This window comes from Streptomyces sp. NBC_00247, from assembly GCF_036188265.1.
Lineage (GTDB): Bacteria > Actinomycetota > Actinomycetes > Streptomycetales > Streptomycetaceae > Streptomyces.
Map to the genome: position 1 here is coordinate 2,406,192 of NZ_CP108093.1, position 18,167 is coordinate 2,424,358.

Sequence of the window (18,167 nt, forward strand, 5' to 3'; positions counted from 1 at the left end):
TGCGGCGACTCTGCTGATTGATCGTCATGTCGACTTTCACACAACGGCCTTCTTCGGTGAAATACCTAGGAAAAGAGCTGAAAAGCCTCATCGAGGGCTCACTCGGGAGGGCCTGCGCCCACGGAGGCGGCTCAGGCCTGCCGGGAGGCCAGTTCCACGACGGTGATGTCGGAGGGCGCACCCACCCGGACCGGCGGGCCCCAGGCACCCGCGCCGCGCGACACGTACAGCTGGGTGTCGCCGTACCGTTCGAGCCCGGCGACGGTCGGGTTGGCCAGTTCCGCGACGAGGTTGCCGGGCCAGAGCTGGCCACCGTGGGTGTGCCCGGAGAGCTGGAGATCCACCCCGTGCGCGACGGCGTCGTCGATGACGACGGGCTGATGGGCCATGAGGACCGCGGCCCGCGCCGGGTCGCGGTCGCCGAGCGCGCGGTCGAAGTCGGGCCCCTGCCCCTCGCTCTCGCCGGCCACGTCGTTGACCCCGGCCAGGTCGAAGCCGTCGATCTCCACCCGGGCGTTCTCCAGCGGGTGGAGCCCCAGTTCGCGTACGTGGTCGACCCACTCGGCGGCACCGGAGAAGTACTCGTGGTTGCCGGTGACGAAGAAACTGCCGTGCCGCGCTTCCAGGTCGGCCAGGGGTTCGGCGGCGTACCCGAGATCCGCGACCGAGCCGTCCACCAGGTCGCCGACGACCGCGATCAGGTCGGGGCGGGTGGCGTTGATCGAGTCGACCACGCGCCGGGTGTGGGCGTGGCCGAGGATCGGGCCGAGGTGGATGTCGCTGACGACCGCGATCCTGAACCCGTGCGCGGAGCGCGGCAGTCTGGCCAGCGGCACGGTGATCCGCTTGGTGCGGGGGCCGCGGAGCACGCCGTAGGTGCCGTACCCGACCGTCCCGAACCCGGCGACGGCCGCGGCACCGCCGACCGCCCGCGCGACGAAGAGCCGTCGCGAGGGGCCGGGGGACGCGGGGACCGGGGCGGCCACCACCGGAGCGGCCGGCTCGAGGGTGGCCGGCTCGGGGGTTGCCGTACGGGCGGTGGCACCGGACGGCACGAGGGCGTCGGTGCTCCCGCGGGCGAGGTTCTCGGCGGCCGGTGCGGCATCAGCACCCGCGCTCTCGGCCGTACCCTCGGCCGCTCGCTCCGGCCGCCGGCGGTCGAGCACCCGGCGGAGCAGCGGACGGGCGGCCTCGCCGACGAGCAGTGCGAGCGTCAGGTAGAGCAGGCAGGCGAGCCAGAGGTACCCGGGCCAGGCGAGCACCCGCTGCACCCAGAAGGGCGCGCCGGCCTGGCCGGAGACCAGCGCGCCGACGCTGAGCAGCGGCAGGACGAAGGCCGCCACCGTGCCCAGGCGCCGGAGCACGGTGCCCGGGGCGGTGGTGTCGCCGACGAAGCGGCGCCAGAGATAGCGGTGCACACCGGCGAGCAGTGCCACCACCACGATCAGAACCACCACGAACACCACGACCACCGGTACTCCCCGCCCCGTGCCGCCGCGGCGCGTACGCGGCGCGGCTTGCTCCCGCATGCTAATCGTGCGGCGATCACCGGCGGCGAGGAGGACCCGTGACGACGGACGGCGGACCACCGACGGGCGGCGCGTCGTCCTGGAGCGGCCGGACGGCCACGGCTCCCGGGTTCGCCCCGCTCACCCGCGGGGAGGCGGGGCGCCGGACGGGCCCGGCGTCACCGGGGGCGGCCCTGGGACGGCGCCGGCGGGTGGCTCGCTACGCGCGTGCGGTGCGCAGCGCCCGGATTCCCCGGAACCCGATGACTCCCACGGCCGTCCCCAGAAGGAAGGAGGTGATGGCGAGGAGCAGGTGGACCCAGAAGTAGGCGGTCGGATCGCCCGCGTCGTCGAACGCGAGTCCGCTGCCGTCCTTCCATAGATTCTTGGCGAAGGTCACCCAGATCACCCACGACCACGCGCCGAACGCGAGCAGGAACCAGGAGACGGGACGGCTGAGCTTCATGGACCCAGTATCGCCGCCCGGCGACGCTCCCCCCGCCGGGGGTACCCCGGCCGGGGGTACCCCGGCCGGGTCCGCTCCCCCGGTGGGCCGGACGGCTCAACGGGGCGTGTCCCGATCCTGGCGTTTCGTCAGGAACGGCGGCCCCGGCGGCCCTGGCGGCGGAGGTGGGCTGTCCCGGCGTCGCCCTCGGCGGGTCAGGGGCTCCGGGTCCCCATCGGCACGAACGCCCTGTACGTTTCCGACCGTGCCTGCTCTGAAAAAGACCGTACTCACAGCCATCTGCGCCGCCTTGATGTCCACCTTTGTCTTGGGTCCCGCGCCTGCATTCGCTGCGGACAAGGACAAGAGCGACGACAAGCAGCCGAGGCCGACCCTGCCGATGTCGAGCATCGGCGGACCGCAGCTCGCGAAGGAGGGCACCCAGGTGAACCCGGGGCCGGGCGCCCCCGTGCTGCCCGAGGAGCTGACCGGCCGCTCCTGGATCGTGGCGGACGCCGAGAGCGGGGACGTACTCGCGGCGCACAACTCCCACTGGCGGCTGCCCCCGGCTTCCACGCTGAAGATGCTCTTCGCGGACACCGTGCTGCCGGCCCTCCAGCCCTCCACGCTGACCCACGAGGTCACCGACGCCGAGCTGGCGGACCTCGGGGACGGCAGCAGTCTGGTCGGCGTCAAGGAGGACCAGACCTACACGGTCCACGACCTCTGGCTCGGCGTCTTCCTGCGCTCCGGCAACGACGCGGTGCACGTCCTCGCGTCGATGTACGGCGGCGGGGAGGCCGGCGGGGAGAAGGAAGCCGTCGCGAAGACCGTGAACGCGATGCAGGAGCACGCCGACGAGCTCCAGGCGCTCGACACCCACGTGGTCACACCGGACGGGTACGACGCCCCGGACCAGGTGTCCAGCGCGTACGACCTCACCCTCTTCGCCCGCAGCGGGATGCAGAAGAAGGACTTCCGCGAGTACGCGGCGACCGCCACGGCCGACTTCCCCGGCGAGGAGAAGGACGACGGCAAGCGCGACACCTTCGCGATCCAGAACACCAACCGGCTGCTCACCGGTGACGTCGGCATCGCCCCGTACCAGGGCATCGCGGGTGTCAAGAACGGCTACACCAGCCACGCGGGCAACACCTTCACCGGAATCGCCGAGCGCGACGGCCGGGTGCTGCTGGTCACCGTCATGAACCCGTCCTCCGACGCGAGCCACGCGGTCTACAAGGAGGCGGCCTCGCTGCTGGACTGGGGCTTCGCGGCGAGCGGCAAGGTGACACCGGTCGGCGAGCTGGTGCCGCCGAAGTCGGCGGACGTCGGCAGCTCCACGGACGCCGGAACCGACGCCGGCAGCGGTACGGGCAAGGGGCCCCAGGCCGCCGCCGGGGCGAACCCGCAGAAGACCGCGGCGAAGACGGCCGCCCACGCCGAAGCGTCTTCCGGTGGCGTCGGCATCGCCCTGGCCCTGGTCGGCGGGGTGCTGGTGGTGCTCGCGGCCGGAGTGTTCCTGGTCAACCGGCGCTGGCCGTTGCGCCGCCCCCGCCCGTAGCGGCCGGGCCGCCGGCGCCCGCCGCTTCCGCCTCCCGCTCCGCCTCCGCCTCCTCCTTGCTGCCGGTGGCGGTCCAGGCGGCGCAGACCAGCAGCAGCTTGGCGGTGAAGTTGATCCACAGAAGCAGGGCGATGGGCACGCCGAAGGCGCCGTACATGCTCTTGGACGCGACCCCGCTCATGTAGCTGCCGAGCAGCAGCTTGAGGAGTTCGAAGCCGACCGCGCCGACCAGGCAGGCCACCACCAGCCGGCGGCGCGGCGGTTCGACCCCGGGCAGCAGGGTCAGCAGGTAGAGCAGCAGCAGGAAGTTGGCCACCACCGCGACGGCGATGGCGGCGGCCTGGAGCAGCAGGCCGCCCGCGCCGTCCTCGGGGATGCCGATCCGGTCGGCGGTCCAGCCGACCGCTGTGGAGCCGACGGTGGACAGGACGAGGGTCAGCAGCGCGGCGCCGCCGAGGCCCACCAGCAGTCCGGCGTCCTTGAGCTTGCGGACGACCGGGTTGCCGTCGTCCTGGTCGTCGATGCCCCAGACCGCGCGCAGGCAGTCGCGGAGCGAGCCGACCCAGCCGACGCCGGTGAAGAGCAGCAGCACACCGGCGACGACCCCGACCGTCCCGGCGTGCGCGACGAGGTTGTCGATGCCGAGCTGGTCGGAGATGCCGGGCACCTGCTCGGCGGTCTTCTTCTCGATCGTGTCGAGCTGGTCGTCGCTCAGGAGCGCGGCTCCGACGGCGGCGCCGACCGCGATCAGCGGGAAGAGCGCGAGGAAGCTGATGAAGGTGATGGCCGCCGCGAGCCGCGCCCAGTGTTTCCGCTCCAGCGTCTCGTAGGAGCGCCAGGCGTGCGTCTCCATCAGCCGGGCGAGCGGCGGGCCGACCACGGGAAGTCGCTTCAGCCAGTCCATGACGTACGGGTACCCTCCGGGGCCTGGAAAACCTGTGGACGGGAGGCACACTTCCGCGCGGCGGAGGAAGTTCGACGCCCGGGAGCGCTGACACTCGCTGCATCACCCATTCCGGTGAGCCCTGTAACAAATACCCCAAAGAGGTTTTCTCGGGCGATACGGTCATCCGCATGTCCGTCGACACGGTGTCCTTGAGCGGCTCCGGCCGCACCGCCCCGACCACCGCCGTACGGTTCCGTCCTCGGACGTACGAGGAGGCGGCCGACGTCGTACGCGGGCGCGGGCCCCGGGGTGCCATCGCCCGGGGGCTCGGGCGCGCGCCGGGGGACGCGGCCCAGAACGCCGGCGGCTCCGTCCTCGACATGGGCGCACTGGACCGGGTCCGCTCCTTCGACGCGGCCACCGGCACCGTCGTCTGCGACGCCGGGACGCGGCTGGACCGGCTGGCCGAGACGCTGCGCCCGTCCGGCTGGTACCTCCCGGTGGTGCCCGGCGACCGCCGGATCACCGTGGGCGGGGCCATCGGCTCCGACGTGCACGGCCACGACCACCGCACGGCCGGTTCCTTCACCCGGCACGTGAGCGCGCTCGACCTGCTGACGGCGGACGGCTCGGTCCGCACGGTGCTGCCGGGCACCCCGCTCTTCGACGCCACCGCGGGCGGACTGGGGCTGACCGGGATCGTCCTCGCCGCCACCCTGCACTGCCGCCGGATCGCCACCTCGCTGATCTCCGTGGACACCGAGCGGGCGGCGGACCTCGACGATCTGCTCGCCCGGATGGCGGGGACCACCGCCCGGCCGCCGTACGAGAGTGCCTGGATCGACCTGATGGCGCGTGGGCGGGCCACCGGCCGCGCGGTGCTGGTCCGGGGCGCGCACGCCCCGCTCGACGCACTGCCGGCCCGCGACCGGCGGGCCCCGCTCAACGCGCCCGCGCTGCTGCCGCACCTGCCGGCCGTACCCGCCTTCGCACCGACGAGCCTGCTCGGCCGCACCGCGATGGGGCTGGTCAACGAGGTGCGCCACCGGGCGGCGCCCCGTGCCCGCACCGGTGCGCTGCGGAGTTTCGACTCCTTCTTCCGCTCCCCCGACTCCCTGCCCCGGACGCCCGCTCCGGCCGGGCGGGGCGGCTTCGTGCGCTACCAGTTCACGGTCGGCCCCGGCCGGGAGGAGACGCTGCACCGGGTGGTGCGCCGGCTCTCCACCCGGGCCTGCCCGTCCTCGGTCGCGGTGCTCGAACGGTTCGGCGCGGGCGGGCCCGGCTGGCTGTCGTTCCCGGCGCCCGGCTGGTGCCTCGCCCTGGACGTACCGGCCGGGCCGCCGGGCATCGGCCACTTCCTGGACGGGCTGGACGCCGAGGTGGCCGCCGCCGGGGGACGGGTCAGCCTGGCCCGGGACTCCCGGCTGCGGCCGGAGTCGCTGGCCGCGATGTACCCCCGGGTGGCGGAGTTCCGCGAGCTGCGGGCCCGTACGGACCCGACCGGCGCGTTCCGCTCCGACCTCGCGCGCCGGCTCGGGCTCTGAGGCACGTCCGCCCGACAGCGCGCGTCCGCCCGACAGCGCACGCCCGCCGACAGCGCACGCCCCGGCACCGCATGCCCGGCGCCTCACGCCCCGGGACCGCACCCCGCCCGCACCGCCCCCGTCCCGCCATCGAGCCCGTCACCCTGGAGTGTTCCCGTGAAGGACGCCTTCGGCGCCCCGCAGTCCCTGCTCGTCCTCGGTGGCACCTCGCGGATCGGGCTGGCCACCGCGCGCCGGCTGATCGCGCTGAGGACCCGGACGGTCCGGCTCGCCGGACGGCCGTCGGCCGCGCTGGAGACCGCGGCGGACGAACTGCGGGGACTGGGCGCCGAGGTCTCCACGGTGGAGTTCGACGCGCTGGACCCGGAGTCGCACGCGTCGGGGCTCGGCAAGGTGTTCGCGGAGGGGGACGTGGACGCCGTGCTGCTGGCCTTCGGCGTCGTGGGCGACCAGGCTCGTGACGAGGAGGACCCGGCCGCCGCCGCGCTGGTCGCCCGTACCAACTACGTGGGGGCGGTCTCCGCCGGTCTGGTGTGCGCGGGCGCCCTCCAGGCGCAGGGCCACGGTTCGCTGGTGGTGCTCTCGTCCGTCGCCGCCGAGCGCGCCCGGCGCGAGGATTTCATCTACGGCTCCAGCAAGGCGGGCGTGGACGCGTTCGCCCAGGGCCTCGGTGACGCGCTGTACGGCACCGGGGTGCAGGTGCTGGTGGTGCGCCCGGGGTTCGTGCGGACCGTCCCTGCGGCCGGAGTGCGGGAATCACCGCTGGACACCACCCCGGAGGAGGTCGCCGACGCGATCGTCGCGGGGCTGCGCCGGGGCGCGGAGACGGTGTGGGTGCCGGGCGGGCTGCGGGTGGTGATGTCGGCGCTGCGGCACGTGCCGCGCCCGCTCTTCCGCCGGCTCCCCGCCTCACGCTGAGGGGTCAGTACCCCTGTCTGCGGGACCAGGCGAGCATCCGGGCCGCGCCGATGAGGAAGGTCGCCGACCAGGTCACCACGAAGGCGACCACCACCCAGAGGTTCCCGGTGACCATGCCGGTGCCCAGCAGGACGAACGAGACCACGGCCAGCAGGACGAACGTCCGGCGGGACCGGATCAGCCGGCCGAGGGGGCCGGGGCGGCGCGGGGTGCCGGTGGGTCCGTCCGGCGCGGTGGCGGCGGGAGGCGCCGGTGGCCCCGGAGGGTGGGCGGCCGGGGGCTCGCGGCCCGGTCGCGCGCCGGGGGGTTCGCGGCGGGACCCCGCTGTGCCGGGCCCCTCGCTCGGTGGCTTCTCCAGGAGGTCGCGCTCGCCACCCGCGTTGTGCTCACCCTCGACGTCGCGCCCGAACTGGACGGCGGGATCGTCCGGGAAGTCGCGTGCGAGCGAGGCTTCCAGTTGCGCCAGTATCTGGCGTTCACGGCTGGAGAGCGGGACCACGCGGACCACCTCCGCGACAGGAAGAATGCCGGAACGACGGCATGCCGTCGGCCTTACCTGTGGAAATTTTCCCACTCGAACGGCCCACTGTCCCTCCGGCCCGGAAACGGTCCGGGAACGGCCCGGTCAGGGCAGGCGGTGCAGCGAGGGCTCGTCCGCGGAGAACCCGGTCTGCAGGGGCAGCGGAGGCATGCCGCCGCCCGAACCGAACGGGAACTCGTTGATCTTGCGCCAGACGCTGTCGGGGCCCTGTTCGTAGAGCGCGAAGGAGGTGCAGGTCCAGGCGGCTTCGTACTCCGCGAGCTCCTCGTACGCCCGGTCCATGGCCGCCTCCTCGATGGAGTGCGCGACGGTGACGTGCGGGTGGTACGGGAACTGGAGCTCACGCGTCAGCGGTCCGGAGGCGTCCCGGACCCGCTTCTGGAGCCAGGCGCAGGAGGAGGCGCCTTCGACGACCCGGACGTAGACGACGGGCGAGAGCGGGCGGAAGGTACCGGTCCCGCTCAGCCGCATCGGGAACGGCCGGCAGTCGGCGGCGATCTTGGCGAGGTGCACCTCGGCGGCCGGCACCTCGTCCGCCGTGGCCCCGGTCGGCGGCAACAGGGTGATGTGCGTGGGGATGCCGTACGCGGCCGGATCCCCGAAGCCGGCACGGCGCTGCTGGAGCAGGGTGCCGAAGGGCTCCGGGACCGCGATCGAAACGCCGAGCGTTACGGTCCCCACGTCGTTCTCCTCTGTCGTCGATCGATGATGCCCGATGACCGCGCGCGCCGGGGCGCCGCGGCACCGGCGGTCGCACGGGGCCGTCGCCGCAAGTGTGCCGCGCGGTGCCGTGCTCCCGCCAGGGTCCTTCGACTCAGTGCTTGGCGGGCAGGAAGCCCATCCGGTCGTACGCCTGCGCCAGCGTCTCCGCGGCAACCGTCCGGGCCTTCTCCGCGCCCTTGGCCAGCAGCGAGTCCAGCGTCTCCGGGTCGTCCAGGTACTCCTGGGTACGGTCACGGAACGGCGTGACGAACTCCACCATGACTTCGGCGAGATCCGTCTTCAGCGCGCCGTACATCTGGCCCTCGTACTTCTGCTCCAGCGCCTGGACCGTCGTGCCGGTGAGGGTGGAGTAGATCGTCAGGAGGTTGCTGACGCCCGGCTTGTTCCCGGCGTCGTACCGGATCACCGTGTCGGTGTCGGTGACGGCGCTCTTCACCTTCTTGGCCGTGGTCTTCGGGTCGTCCAGGAGGTTGATGAGTCCCTTCGGCGTGGACGCCGACTTGCTCATCTTGATCGACGGGTCCTGGAGGTCGAAGATCTTCGCCGTCTCCTTGAGGATGTACGGCGCCGGGATGGTGAAGGTGTCGCCGAAGCGGCCGTTGAAGCGCTCGGCGAGGTCGCGGGTCAGCTCGATGTGCTGGCGCTGGTCCTCGCCGACGGGTACCTGGTTGGCCTGGTAGAGCAGGATGTCCGCGACCTGGAGGACCGGGTACGTGAAGAGGCCGACGGTCGCCCGGTCGGCACCCTGCTTGGCGGCCTTGTCCTTGAACTGGGTCATCCGGGAGGCCTCGCCGAACCCGGTCAGGCAGTTCATCAGCCAGCCGAGCTGCGCGTGCTCGGGTACGTGGCTCTGCACGAAGAGCGTGCACCGCTCGGGGTCGAGGCCGGCGGCCAGCAGCTGGGCCGCGGCGAGGCGGGTGTTGGCCCGCAGCTCCTTCGGGTCCTGCGGCACGGTGATCGCGTGCAGGTCCACCACCATGTAGAAGGCGTCGTGGGACTCCTGCAACGCCACCCACTGGCGCACCGCGCCCAGGTAGTTGCCGAGGTGGAACGAGCCTGCGGTGGGCTGGATTCCGGAGAGCACGCGAGGTCGGTCAGAGGCCATGTGCCCATTGTCTCAGGTGCGCAACCGATCCCGGGCAGCCGGTACTCGGGAATCCGGGGCGGGCTCCGGGGCGGCCCGGTTCAGCGGTGCGCGGGGCCGCCGGAGCGGGCGGTGAGAGGAGAAACACGTTGCCGGGACCGGCCCGGCGTGCCTGGCGGGACGGGACACCGGGCGGGCGGCGGGTTTCCCGGGCGGTACGGCGACGGAACGATACAAAGTGGGCACGACCTGCCCGCCGCCCCCGATCCCGGGCGTCACCCGCCCGGCCAGCACCGCGTCCGCACGCGCCGCACGACGAACGGAGACCCCGTGTCGACCACGGAGAACGCCCTCGCCTCCACCGAGGCCCACAGCGCGCACAACTACCACCCGCTGCCCGTCGTCGTCGCGACGGCGGACGGGGCCTGGATGACCGACGTGGAGGGGCGCCGCTACCTCGACCTGCTGGCCGGGTACTCGGCGCTCAACTTCGGCCACCGCAACCCCAGGCTGATCGACGCGGCGAAGGCACAGCTGGACCGGGTGACGCTCACCTCACGGGCGTTCCACCACGATCGGTTCGCCGCGTTCTGCGCGGAGCTCGCCGAGTTGTGCGGCATGGAGATGGTGCTGCCGATGAACACCGGCGCGGAGGCGGTGGAGACCGCCGTGAAGACCGTGCGCAAGTGGGGGTACACCGTCAAGGGCGTCCCGGACGGCATGGCCAAGATCATCGTGGCGGCGGACAACTTCCACGGCCGCACCACCACGATCGTCAGCTTCTCCACGGACCCGGAGGCGCGCGCGGACTACGGGCCCTACACCCCCGGGTTCGCGATCGTGCCGTACGGCGACCTCACCGCGATGCGCGAGGCGATGACGGACAACACGGTCGCGGTGCTGCTGGAGCCGATCCAGGGCGAGGCCGGGGTGCTGGTGCCGCCGGAGGGCTATCTCGCCGGGGTCCGCGAGCTGACCCGGGAGCGGAACGTGCTCTTCGTCGCGGACGAGATCCAGTCGGGCCTGGGCCGCACCGGGCGGACCTTCGCCTGCGAGCACGAGGGCGTGGTGCCGGACATGTACGTCCTGGGCAAGGCGCTCGGCGGCGGGGTGGTACCGGTGTCGGCGGTGGTGTCCTCGGCGGCGGTGCTGGGGGTGTTCCGGCCGGGCGAGCACGGCTCCACGTTCGGAGGCAACCCGCTGGCCTGCGCGGTCGCGCTGGAGGTGATCGCGATGCTGCGCACCGGCGAGTACCAGGAGCGGGCGGCGGAGCTGGGCGCCCATCTCCACCGCGAGCTGGGCCGGCTGGTGGGCGGCGGCGCGGTGGAGGCGGTGCGCGGCCGGGGGCTGTGGGCCGGGGTCGACGTCGCCCCGGCGCTGGGCACCGGGCGGGAGATCTCGGAGCGGCTGATGGAGCGCGGTGTCCTGGTGAAGGACACCCACGGCTCCACCATCCGGATCGCGCCCCCGCTGGTGATCGAGCGGGAGGACCTCGACTGGGGGCTCGACCGGCTCCGCGCGGTGCTGGGCGAGAAGTAGCCCGGCGGGGGTGTCCGGCCCCGGTGGTTCCACCCGGGGCCGGACGCCTCGGAGCGGCTACGCGGTGGAGCAGGCGTGTCCGCCGAGCTTGAAGACGGCCGGGTCGGCCCAGGACTTCGCGGTGGTGGTGTTGAACCCGAAGTCGGCGGTCGCGCCCGGGGCGAGGGCGCGGTTCCAGTCCAAGGGCTTGGCCGTGACCGTACGGCCGCTCTGGACGAGGTCCGCGCTCCAGGTCTGGCCGATCCGCTGCCCGCCGGGGAAGAGCCAGCTCAACTGCCAGGCGGGGAGCGGGGCGGCGCCGGTGTTGCGGACCCGCACGGTGACGGTGGAGCCGCCGGTCCAGGCGTGCGACGCGTAGGACACCTGGCAGACCCGGTCGGCGCGGTCGGCCGCCGTGCGGCCGTCGCCCGCGTCGTCCAGGTAGGAGGCGATGTAGGCGAGCGGCGCGTTCCAGTTAATGGTGACCTCGTTGGTGGCCCAGGAGCCGTTGTCGTCGAGGTAGCACATGGCCGGGGCGCAGCCGCCGAGCTTCTCGGCGGCCACCGGGTCACCGGCGGCGACGGCCGTCAGGTTGGGTCCGCCTGCCACCGTGCCGGGCGGCGGGTGGGGCAGGTCGGGGTTGCTCTGGTGGGCCCAGAAGCGGTGGTGCTGGTTCTCGGAGTACCGCTCGCCGTACCCGGTGACGTACGACCGGCCCATCGGGTTGCGGCCGAGGAGGTAGTCCGCGCCGCGCAGGATGGCGTTCTGGTAGGCGGGCTCGCCGGTGAGGTCGTGGGCGACGGCGAGCACGACCATGTTGTTGAGGACCTGGCTGTTGGAGCCCCAGGCGTAGTCCTCGCCGGGTGGGGAGTAGGGCAGTCCGTAGAGCTCGGCCGCCGACTGCGCGGCGTAGCGGTCGGCCCCGGCGGTCACCACCGAGCGGACACCGGCGAGTTGGGTGGCGGTGAGGTCGTTGGGGACGGTGGCGAGGGTGAGCACGCCGAGTCCGGCGGTGGAGCCCCAGGAGATGCCGCCCCCGGCGCTGAAGATCTTGTCGGCGTCGCCGTGCAGCGGGGAGGTGAGCAGGGCGGTGCGGTAGGCGGAGTCGCCGGTGGTGGTGAAGAGTTCGGCGGCGGCCCAGTAGAACTCGTCCGTCACGTCGCCATCGCTGTACGTCCCGCCGCCGGTGCCGTCCGCCGGGTCGGCGTACACGGCGGGGTGCGCGGAGGCGGCCTTCCAGGCGGTGGTGGCCGCCCGCAGGCAGCGGTCGGCGAACTCCTGGTCGTACGGGGCGAAGAGGCGTGCGCACTGGGCGCCGGTCGCGGCGAGGTTGAGGGTCGCGGCGGTCGACGGGGCGTGCAGCCGGCGGGGTTGGGGGTCCTGGTCCGGGAGGGTGGGGATGCCGGTCCAGGCGGCGTCGTGCACCTTGTGGTGGACCATGCCCGCGAGCGGTTCACCGGCCGGTACCTGCATGCGGAGCAGGAAGTCCAGCTCCCAGCGGGCCTCGTCGAGGATGTCGGGCACGTCGTTGCCGCGTTCCGGGACGCGCAGGGAGCCGTCGGCGAGTTGGGCGCCTTCGGCGTCGGCGGCGGTCAGGGTCCGCTCGTACGTGTCCATCAACTGAGCCACCGCGATACCGCCGTTGACCACGTACTTGCCGTGGTCGCCCGCGTCGTACCAGCCGCCCTGGACGTCGAGGCGGTAGTCGCAGACACCGGGGACGCAGGGCACGTCGGTGTCGCCCTGGTTGGGGGACGTACCGGCGTGTCCGGCGGGGCGCGCGTACTCCTCGCCGACGAGGTCCGCCTCGATCGGGATGCCACTGCGGTTGTGGTAGAAGTACGCCAACGCGTCGGAGCGCAGGCCGTCGTAGAGGTCGGCGCGCACCGAGAACGGCTCGCTGACCTGGCCGTCGACGTCCACGGTGTAGCCGTCGCCGACGGCGGTGAGGGCGCTGAAGTCGAAGGTGTGGACGCGCTGGTGGGAGGTCGGGTCCTCGCCGCCGGGGACGGTCGTGCCGGTGGCCGCGGTGGTTCCGCCGGCGGCCTTCACCGTCCAGGTCAGCGGCGCGTCGGCGTCCGTCACCACGGTGCCGGCCTTGGTGCCGTACGGGAGGTAGCCGACCTGGTTGACGCGGACCGGGGAGCCGGTGTCGGGGACGTACACGGGCGGTTCGGCGCCTCCGCGCAGCGAGACGTCGTCGAAGCAGAAGGTGGTGGCCCGTTCGCCGCCGCCGATCTGGAGGGCGACCTGTGCGCCCGGCCGGTCGGCGGTGGCGGTGAACGTGTGGGTGACCGTGACCGGTTCGGCGCCGACCGGGTCGGCGGTGGCGAGTTCGGTGGTCCAGGGCTCGACGGCCTCCTGGACGCGGGTCTGCACGGTCAGCGGCACGGTGGAGCTCGCGGTGTAGCTGAGGAGGTACGTCTCCCCGGCCACGAGCGGCACGTCGTTCTGGCCGACGATGACGTCCCAGGCGTTGGCCGTGCCGGCCGGGACGTCGGCGCAGAGGCGTCCGTCGACGACCGTCCCGGAGGTGTTCGCCGTCCACCACCAGGGCGCGGTACCGGCGGAGAAGTCACCGTTGGTGATCTGCTCGGCGCCTTCGGCGGGTGCGGGTTCGTCGGCCGCGGCGGCGCCGGGTGCGGCGAGCACCGCGGCCAGCAGGGCGGCGGCCGTCGCACCGGACAGCCGCGCGAGGGACCGGGCGCTGCGGCGGTGCGACGGGCGGGGGCGCGAGGTACGGAGGCGTGGGGGCGGGGCGTTCACCGGGACACCTTTCGTCGTGCGTCGGCGGGGTGCGGATGGGGGGAGCGATCCAAAGGTGGGAGCGCTCCCACAGTCGGGGCCCATTCTGGAGCCGGGCGCATCGTTCCGCCAGGGTCATGACATAACCAACTGTCGGCCGCGGCGCGCGTCCGCCCCCTCCGGCGAGCGGGTCGCCCCGCGCGGACAGCCCGCGGGCGTCGCTTTGTCACACCCCCGCGCGATGATGGCGGACGGTGCGGGCGGACCACGTCCGGCCCTTCCCGCCGGGCCGGCGGCCGGACGGAGGAGCTTCGTGAAGGTGCGACCGCCCGGGGACCCGGAACCGCTCGGGGACCTGGTCCGGGATCTGGCGCGCCCGGAGCGGCGCGGGCCCGCGTCGGAGGAGCTGTCCCGGGGCGGGGCCGCGGCGGCGCAGACCCTCGTGCGCGCACTGACGGACCCCTCGTCGCCCCTGACCTGGCGGGAGGCGGCTCCCGTACTCCGGCGTATCGGGGAGCCGGCGTTCGACCGTCTGGTGCGCGGACTCCTCGACGCGCCCACGGAGAAGGCCCGCGACGAAGCCGGTCACGCCTTCGTCCGGCTGGGCATCGGGGTCGCCGACCGCTACGCCGGCGCTCTGTCCCACCCGTCACCCCTCGTCCGCCGCCAGTCGGTACGCGGGATCGGGCTCTGCGCGGGCGAGGGCCGCACGGCCCTTCTCCCGCTGCTTCCCCTGCTCGGCGACACCGATCGCGAGGTCGCCCGGCAGGCGCGGGACACCTTGATGGCGGGCGGCACGGAGGCCGCGGAGATTCTCGTACCGCTCCTCCGGCGGATCCGGCGGGACGGCCCGGGGAGGCAGCGCGCCGGGGCCTTGTCCGTGCTCGCCCGACTCGGCGGCGAGAGCGCGCTGTCCGAGCGCGACGTGGCGGCGGTCGAGCGGCTCGTCCGTGTGAAGGCCCTGGACGAGCGGCCCACCGCGTCCTGGGCCTGCTGGAACCACTGGATCGCGGTGCCGAGCGGGGACCAGGCGGGGATCATCGGCACGCTGGGCCTCGTCGCTCCGAGACCGGTGACCTTCGCGCTCGGCAACGACATCGTGGACGCCGACGGCCACGAGGCCGGACCGGACGACCCGTCCGGTTTCGCCCGGGTCTTCGTCACCCCCGAACTCGACGGGTGGACCTTCGTGCTGGGCGCGTGGTGCGACCCCTGCGGCGCGGAGCGCGCGGAGGACGTCCTGAGGCTCTGCACGCTGCTCAGCACGCGCTACGGAAGCGCCCAGGCGTACTACTACGGCGCCCAGCACGACGGCTCGGGATGGCTCGCCGCCGAACGGGGCACGGTGATCCGGCGTTACTGCGAGACCGGCGACGGCGAGGACCATCTGCTGACCCTCGGCGATCCTCTGCCGTTCGAGCGGGCGCGGCGGGCGGAACTCGGCCTCCGCCCGGAGTGGGACCCGGCGCTGGAGTCCGACGACGACGCGGACGAGTGGAAGTGGGCCGCGTTCGACCTCGCGCCCGGGATCGCCGAGTCGTTCGGAGCCAGCCCGCTCACCATCGGCCCCGAGACCGTCATGCGCGGTGGTGGCGTGGTCGCCCTGACCCCGTACGGGGTCGCCCACGGCGTGCCCGCGGGCGCCCACCCCGTCTGAAGCGTGTTGCGGAAGTCCCGCCTGTCCGGCGGCGTCCGGACGGACGGCGCTGCTTTCGCAACGCGCTTCAGGTCGGGTGTCCGGGTCACCCCAGCGTCACGGTCAGCACCGGCGGGTACGCCTTGTTCTCACGGGAGTTGAGGACGACGGCGAGGCCGGGTGCGGCCTGGGCCAGGGCGAGGGAGACCCGACCGGGGACGGCCGCCGCGACCTGGGCGGTGACGTCGAAGGTGAGCCAGGACGGTACGGCGGAGGCCGGGGCGTCCGCGCGGGCGGTGCCGAGGGCGGGGCGGGTGTTCCAGGTGAGGGCGGATTCGGTCCAGGCGGTGTCGGCGACCCCGTACGCGGTGACGACGGCGTCGGTGCCGCCGGAGTCGGAGACGAATCCATGGACGGAGAGGGTGGCGGAGGAGATCCGGCCGGTGAGCGCCGAGGTGTCGAAGGCCAGGTAGGACTGCCGGTCGAAGCCGCCGCCGGTGGCGTTCTTCACCACGAGGGTGGTGGCGGTGGCGTAGGAGGTGTCGGCGTAGGCGCCGTCCCGGACGTAGCCGTCCGCGACGGGGGCGAGGGCGGCACCGGTGACCGTGAAGACGGCCTCGGCGGTGGCTCCGGCGGCGCCCGCGGTGTTCACGGTGAAGGCGAGGGTCGGGGAGGCCGTGTCGACGGTGATCCGGGGGTCGGCGCCCACGGCCGTGCCGGTGTGGACGAGCCGCACGGTGACCGAGGACGCGGTGTGCGTGGGGTCGGAGACCGCCACCGTCAAGGCGGTCCGGGTGCGGCGCAGGATCACCGAGCAGGGGGCGCTGACCGTGATGCCCGCCGCCGTGCCGGCCGCGAAGAAGTTGGCGGCGACGACTCCGGAGCAGTTCTCCCGGATCGCCTGGACGACCGGGGTGTTGGCCAGGATCTCCACGGTGGGCTCGGCGGCGCGGGCCGCCGTGCGGGAGGCGGTGGCGCCCGGCAGCAGGACGTAGGCGTACGTGTCGTTCGCCGGGGCGGTGCCGTGGGAGAGGCCGAGGGTGAGGTAGCGCCGGGTGGAGGCGGTGGTGGTGCCGCCGGTGTTGATGTCGTGCCAGGAGCCGGTGCGGTCGGTGCGGGAGGCCCGGACGGTGGCGCCGCCGGGGAAGAGGTAGCCGCCGACCCCCGCGAGGTGCGCCCAGCCGGTGGCGTCGAGGGTGTCGGCCCAGCCTGCGGTGGACGGCCGGGCGGTGCCGTCGACGGTCAGCCTCGGGGCGGTGCGGGCGCCCGGGGCGCCGAGGTTGCGGTGCTCGACGGTGGTCACGACCTCGGCGCCGCTGCCGCCGGTGATGCCCGCGCCGAGGCAGACGACGGAGTCGTCCAGGCAGAACCACGACTTCTTCGCGGTGAGGGTCGAGCCGTGGGCGCGGAAGTCGAGCCCGAGGCTGCCGTACGTACCGTCGAGGCTCGCGCCGCCCGCCCAGGTGGCGGCGGGGCGGGTTCCCGTACCCGCCGCGTCGGCGAGGGGGGTGGTGTCCGTGGTGGTGCCGGGCATCCGCTTCGGGTCGGCGGTGGGCCAGAAGTCGTCGGTGAAGTGGCCCGGATCGCCGGTGAGGTAGAGGTAGGCCATGCCGTCGCCGGTGTGCCAGCCGTGCAGGTTCTCGCCGTTCATCGACTCGTAGCGGGCGATGCGCGCGGAGGAGAGGGACAGCGCGAGCGCCCAGCCCTCGCCCCGGTGGACGGCCCGGTCCATGTTCGGGAACTGGAGGTGCCCGACGGGTTCGGGGAGGGCTTTCAGCCGGCGGTCGGCCAGGACCGGGGCGGCGAGGGCGACCCCCGCGATACCGGCGGTGGCGCTGTAGGGGGCGTACGCCTCGCCCCGGGTGATCCAGCCCTTCGCCAGGCCCTTGAAGCGGGTGGCCTGCTCGGTGGTGGGGGCGGAGAGCGCGGCGCGCAGTACGGCTTGGGCGGTGAGGTTGCCGTCGTAGAAGTCGGTCTCGGCGGCGCGGCTGACGGCCCGGCCCCGGACCGCGTCCATGCAGAGGCCGTTCCAGATCCACGGGGCGAACGCGGTGTCGACCGAGGTGTGGATGTGCGCGGCGGCGGGGTCGGTGACCTCGTGCCGGGAGCCGCGCAGCAGCTGGAAGAGGTTGGTGAGCCCGCGCAGCAGCACCATGCCGTACGTGCCGGTGTAGGGGATGTACGAGTGCTGGACGAAGGAGCCGTCTGCGTAGAGCCCGTCGTCAAAGGTGACGTACGGGAACACGTCGGAGAGGCCCGCGACGGCTGCGGCGACGCGTTCGTCGCTGCGGCCGAGGACCCCCCGCAGGGCGACGACCTGGCACAGGTCGACGCGGTTGGCGCCGGTGGAGGTGGTGCGGTCGGCGCCGTACCGGTTCTGGGTGGGGTCGGGCACGAAGTGGTCGATCGCAGCCGCCCAGTCGGCGAGCTGGGCCTCGGTGAGCAGGGGGTGGACGAGGACGGCCGCGTTGTTGAGGGCGACGGGGCAGCCGATCTCCCACTCCCACCAGTTGCCGACCTCCACGGCGGTGGCGTTGTACGCCTGGGCGTGCAGGAAGTCGAGCCCGGCCACGATGCCGGCGCCGAGCTCGGCGGAGCCGTACAGGGCGCGCCCGCTGCCGTCGGTGGCGGTGGCGCCCTCGGTGGCGTAGGCGGTGGCGAGCGAGGCGAGCGCCTTGTATCCGGCGGTGATGTTGGCGGGGACGGTGAGCGGTTTGCCGGGCCAGAGGGAGTTGCCCGCGGCGTCCGGCGCCATGGTGTTCCACAGGTCGGTCGCGCCGGTGGACAGGACGGTCAGCGCGGGGGCGTAGTCGGCGTCGGTGGCATCGATGTCACCGCCGGTCAGCAGGGCGGCCCAGGTCTCGCGCAGGACGTCGAAGGCGTCGCCTTCGGCCGCTGCCGGGGTGGCGCCGGGCAGCAGCTGGAGGCCGCCCGCGGCGCCGGCCAGGGCCAGCGCGAGCGCGGACATGAAGCCGCGGCGGCCGAACGGTGCGGCGGTGGTCTCGTGCACTGAATCCTCCTCGGGGGGGCGGAGCTTCGACATGTGCGGTGGTGC

At 73.6% G+C, this 18,167-nt stretch carries 13 protein-coding genes; 5 read left to right on the forward strand and 8 right to left on the reverse strand.

The window, feature by feature from the left end:
* Positions 1 to 131: 131 nt before the first annotated feature.
* Together OHT52_RS10015 and OHT52_RS10020 are read right to left on the reverse strand one after the other, a co-directional pair.
* Complete coding sequence (locus OHT52_RS10015; RefSeq protein ID WP_328723682.1) at positions 132 to 1,466, reverse strand: metallophosphoesterase; 1,335 nt, start codon at positions 1,464 to 1,466, stop codon at positions 132 to 134.
* Between the two features lie 262 nt (positions 1,467 to 1,728).
* Positions 1,729 to 1,974: an SCO4848 family membrane protein gene (locus tag OHT52_RS10020; protein WP_328719782.1), complete on the reverse strand. Its 246-nt coding sequence runs from the start codon at positions 1,972 to 1,974 to the stop codon at positions 1,729 to 1,731.
* A 244-nt stretch (positions 1,975 to 2,218) separates the two neighbouring features.
* On the opposite strand from OHT52_RS10020, the gene OHT52_RS10025 reads away from it, so the two are divergent.
* A complete protein-coding gene (locus OHT52_RS10025) occupies positions 2,219 to 3,517 on the forward strand; it encodes a D-alanyl-D-alanine carboxypeptidase family protein (protein WP_328719783.1) in 1,299 nt (432 codons plus the stop codon).
* Here OHT52_RS10025 and OHT52_RS10030 read toward each other — a convergent pair.
* A complete protein-coding gene (locus OHT52_RS10030; RefSeq protein ID WP_328719784.1) occupies positions 3,480 to 4,421 on the reverse strand; it encodes a YihY/virulence factor BrkB family protein in 942 nt (313 codons plus the stop codon). The two genes, OHT52_RS10025 and OHT52_RS10030, sit on opposite strands and share 38 nt — an antisense overlap.
* 170 nt (positions 4,422 to 4,591) lie before the next feature.
* On the opposite strand from OHT52_RS10030, the gene OHT52_RS10035 reads away from it, so the two are divergent.
* Complete coding sequence (locus OHT52_RS10035) at positions 4,592 to 5,947, forward strand: FAD-binding oxidoreductase (RefSeq protein ID WP_328719785.1); 1,356 nt, start codon at positions 4,592 to 4,594, stop codon at positions 5,945 to 5,947.
* 156 nt (positions 5,948 to 6,103) lie between these two features.
* Positions 6,104 to 6,865 carry a decaprenylphospho-beta-D-erythro-pentofuranosid-2-ulose 2-reductase gene (locus OHT52_RS10040; RefSeq protein ID WP_328719786.1) on the forward strand — a complete coding sequence of 254 codons (762 nt, stop codon included), beginning with the start codon at positions 6,104 to 6,106 and terminating at the stop codon, positions 6,863 to 6,865.
* Positions 6,866 to 6,869: 4 nt separating this feature from the next.
* Here the strand turns inward: OHT52_RS10040 and OHT52_RS10045 are convergent, their stop codons facing one another.
* From OHT52_RS10045 to trpS, 3 genes are all read right to left on the reverse strand, one after another.
* Positions 6,870 to 7,364, reverse strand: a complete 495-nt coding sequence (locus OHT52_RS10045; RefSeq protein ID WP_328719787.1) for a hypothetical protein — start codon at positions 7,362 to 7,364, stop codon at positions 6,870 to 6,872.
* A 126-nt stretch (positions 7,365 to 7,490) separates the two neighbouring features.
* Positions 7,491 to 8,087, reverse strand: coding sequence for a 2'-5' RNA ligase family protein (locus tag OHT52_RS10050; protein ID WP_328719788.1), 597 nt, complete (start codon positions 8,085 to 8,087; stop codon positions 7,491 to 7,493).
* A gap of 133 nt (positions 8,088 to 8,220) precedes the next feature.
* On the reverse strand, positions 8,221 to 9,234 hold the full coding sequence (gene trpS, locus OHT52_RS10055) for a tryptophan--tRNA ligase (protein ID WP_328719789.1): 1,014 nt from the start codon (positions 9,232 to 9,234) through the stop codon (positions 8,221 to 8,223).
* 309 nt (positions 9,235 to 9,543) lie between these two features.
* Between trpS and rocD the strand changes: the two genes are divergently transcribed.
* On the forward strand, positions 9,544 to 10,752 hold the full coding sequence (gene rocD / locus OHT52_RS10060) for an ornithine--oxo-acid transaminase (RefSeq protein ID WP_328719790.1): 1,209 nt from the start codon (positions 9,544 to 9,546) through the stop codon (positions 10,750 to 10,752).
* Between the two features lie 57 nt (positions 10,753 to 10,809).
* On the opposite strand, the gene OHT52_RS10065 is transcribed toward rocD, so the two are convergent.
* Positions 10,810 to 13,419, reverse strand: a complete 2,610-nt coding sequence (locus OHT52_RS10065; RefSeq protein WP_328723683.1) for a glycoside hydrolase family 9 protein — start codon at positions 13,417 to 13,419, stop codon at positions 10,810 to 10,812.
* A 370-nt stretch (positions 13,420 to 13,789) separates the two neighbouring features.
* On the opposite strand from OHT52_RS10065, the gene OHT52_RS10070 reads away from it, so the two are divergent.
* Positions 13,790 to 15,133, forward strand: coding sequence for a HEAT repeat domain-containing protein (locus OHT52_RS10070; protein WP_328719791.1), 1,344 nt, complete (start codon positions 13,790 to 13,792; stop codon positions 15,131 to 15,133).
* Between the two features lie 85 nt (positions 15,134 to 15,218).
* Here the strand turns inward: OHT52_RS10070 and OHT52_RS10075 are convergent, their stop codons facing one another.
* Positions 15,219 to 18,122 (reverse strand): polysaccharide lyase family 8 super-sandwich domain-containing protein, encoded by a 2,904-nt coding sequence (locus tag OHT52_RS10075; RefSeq protein ID WP_328719792.1) that lies wholly within the window; start codon positions 18,120 to 18,122, stop codon positions 15,219 to 15,221.
* Positions 18,123 to 18,167 lie beyond the last annotated feature (45 nt).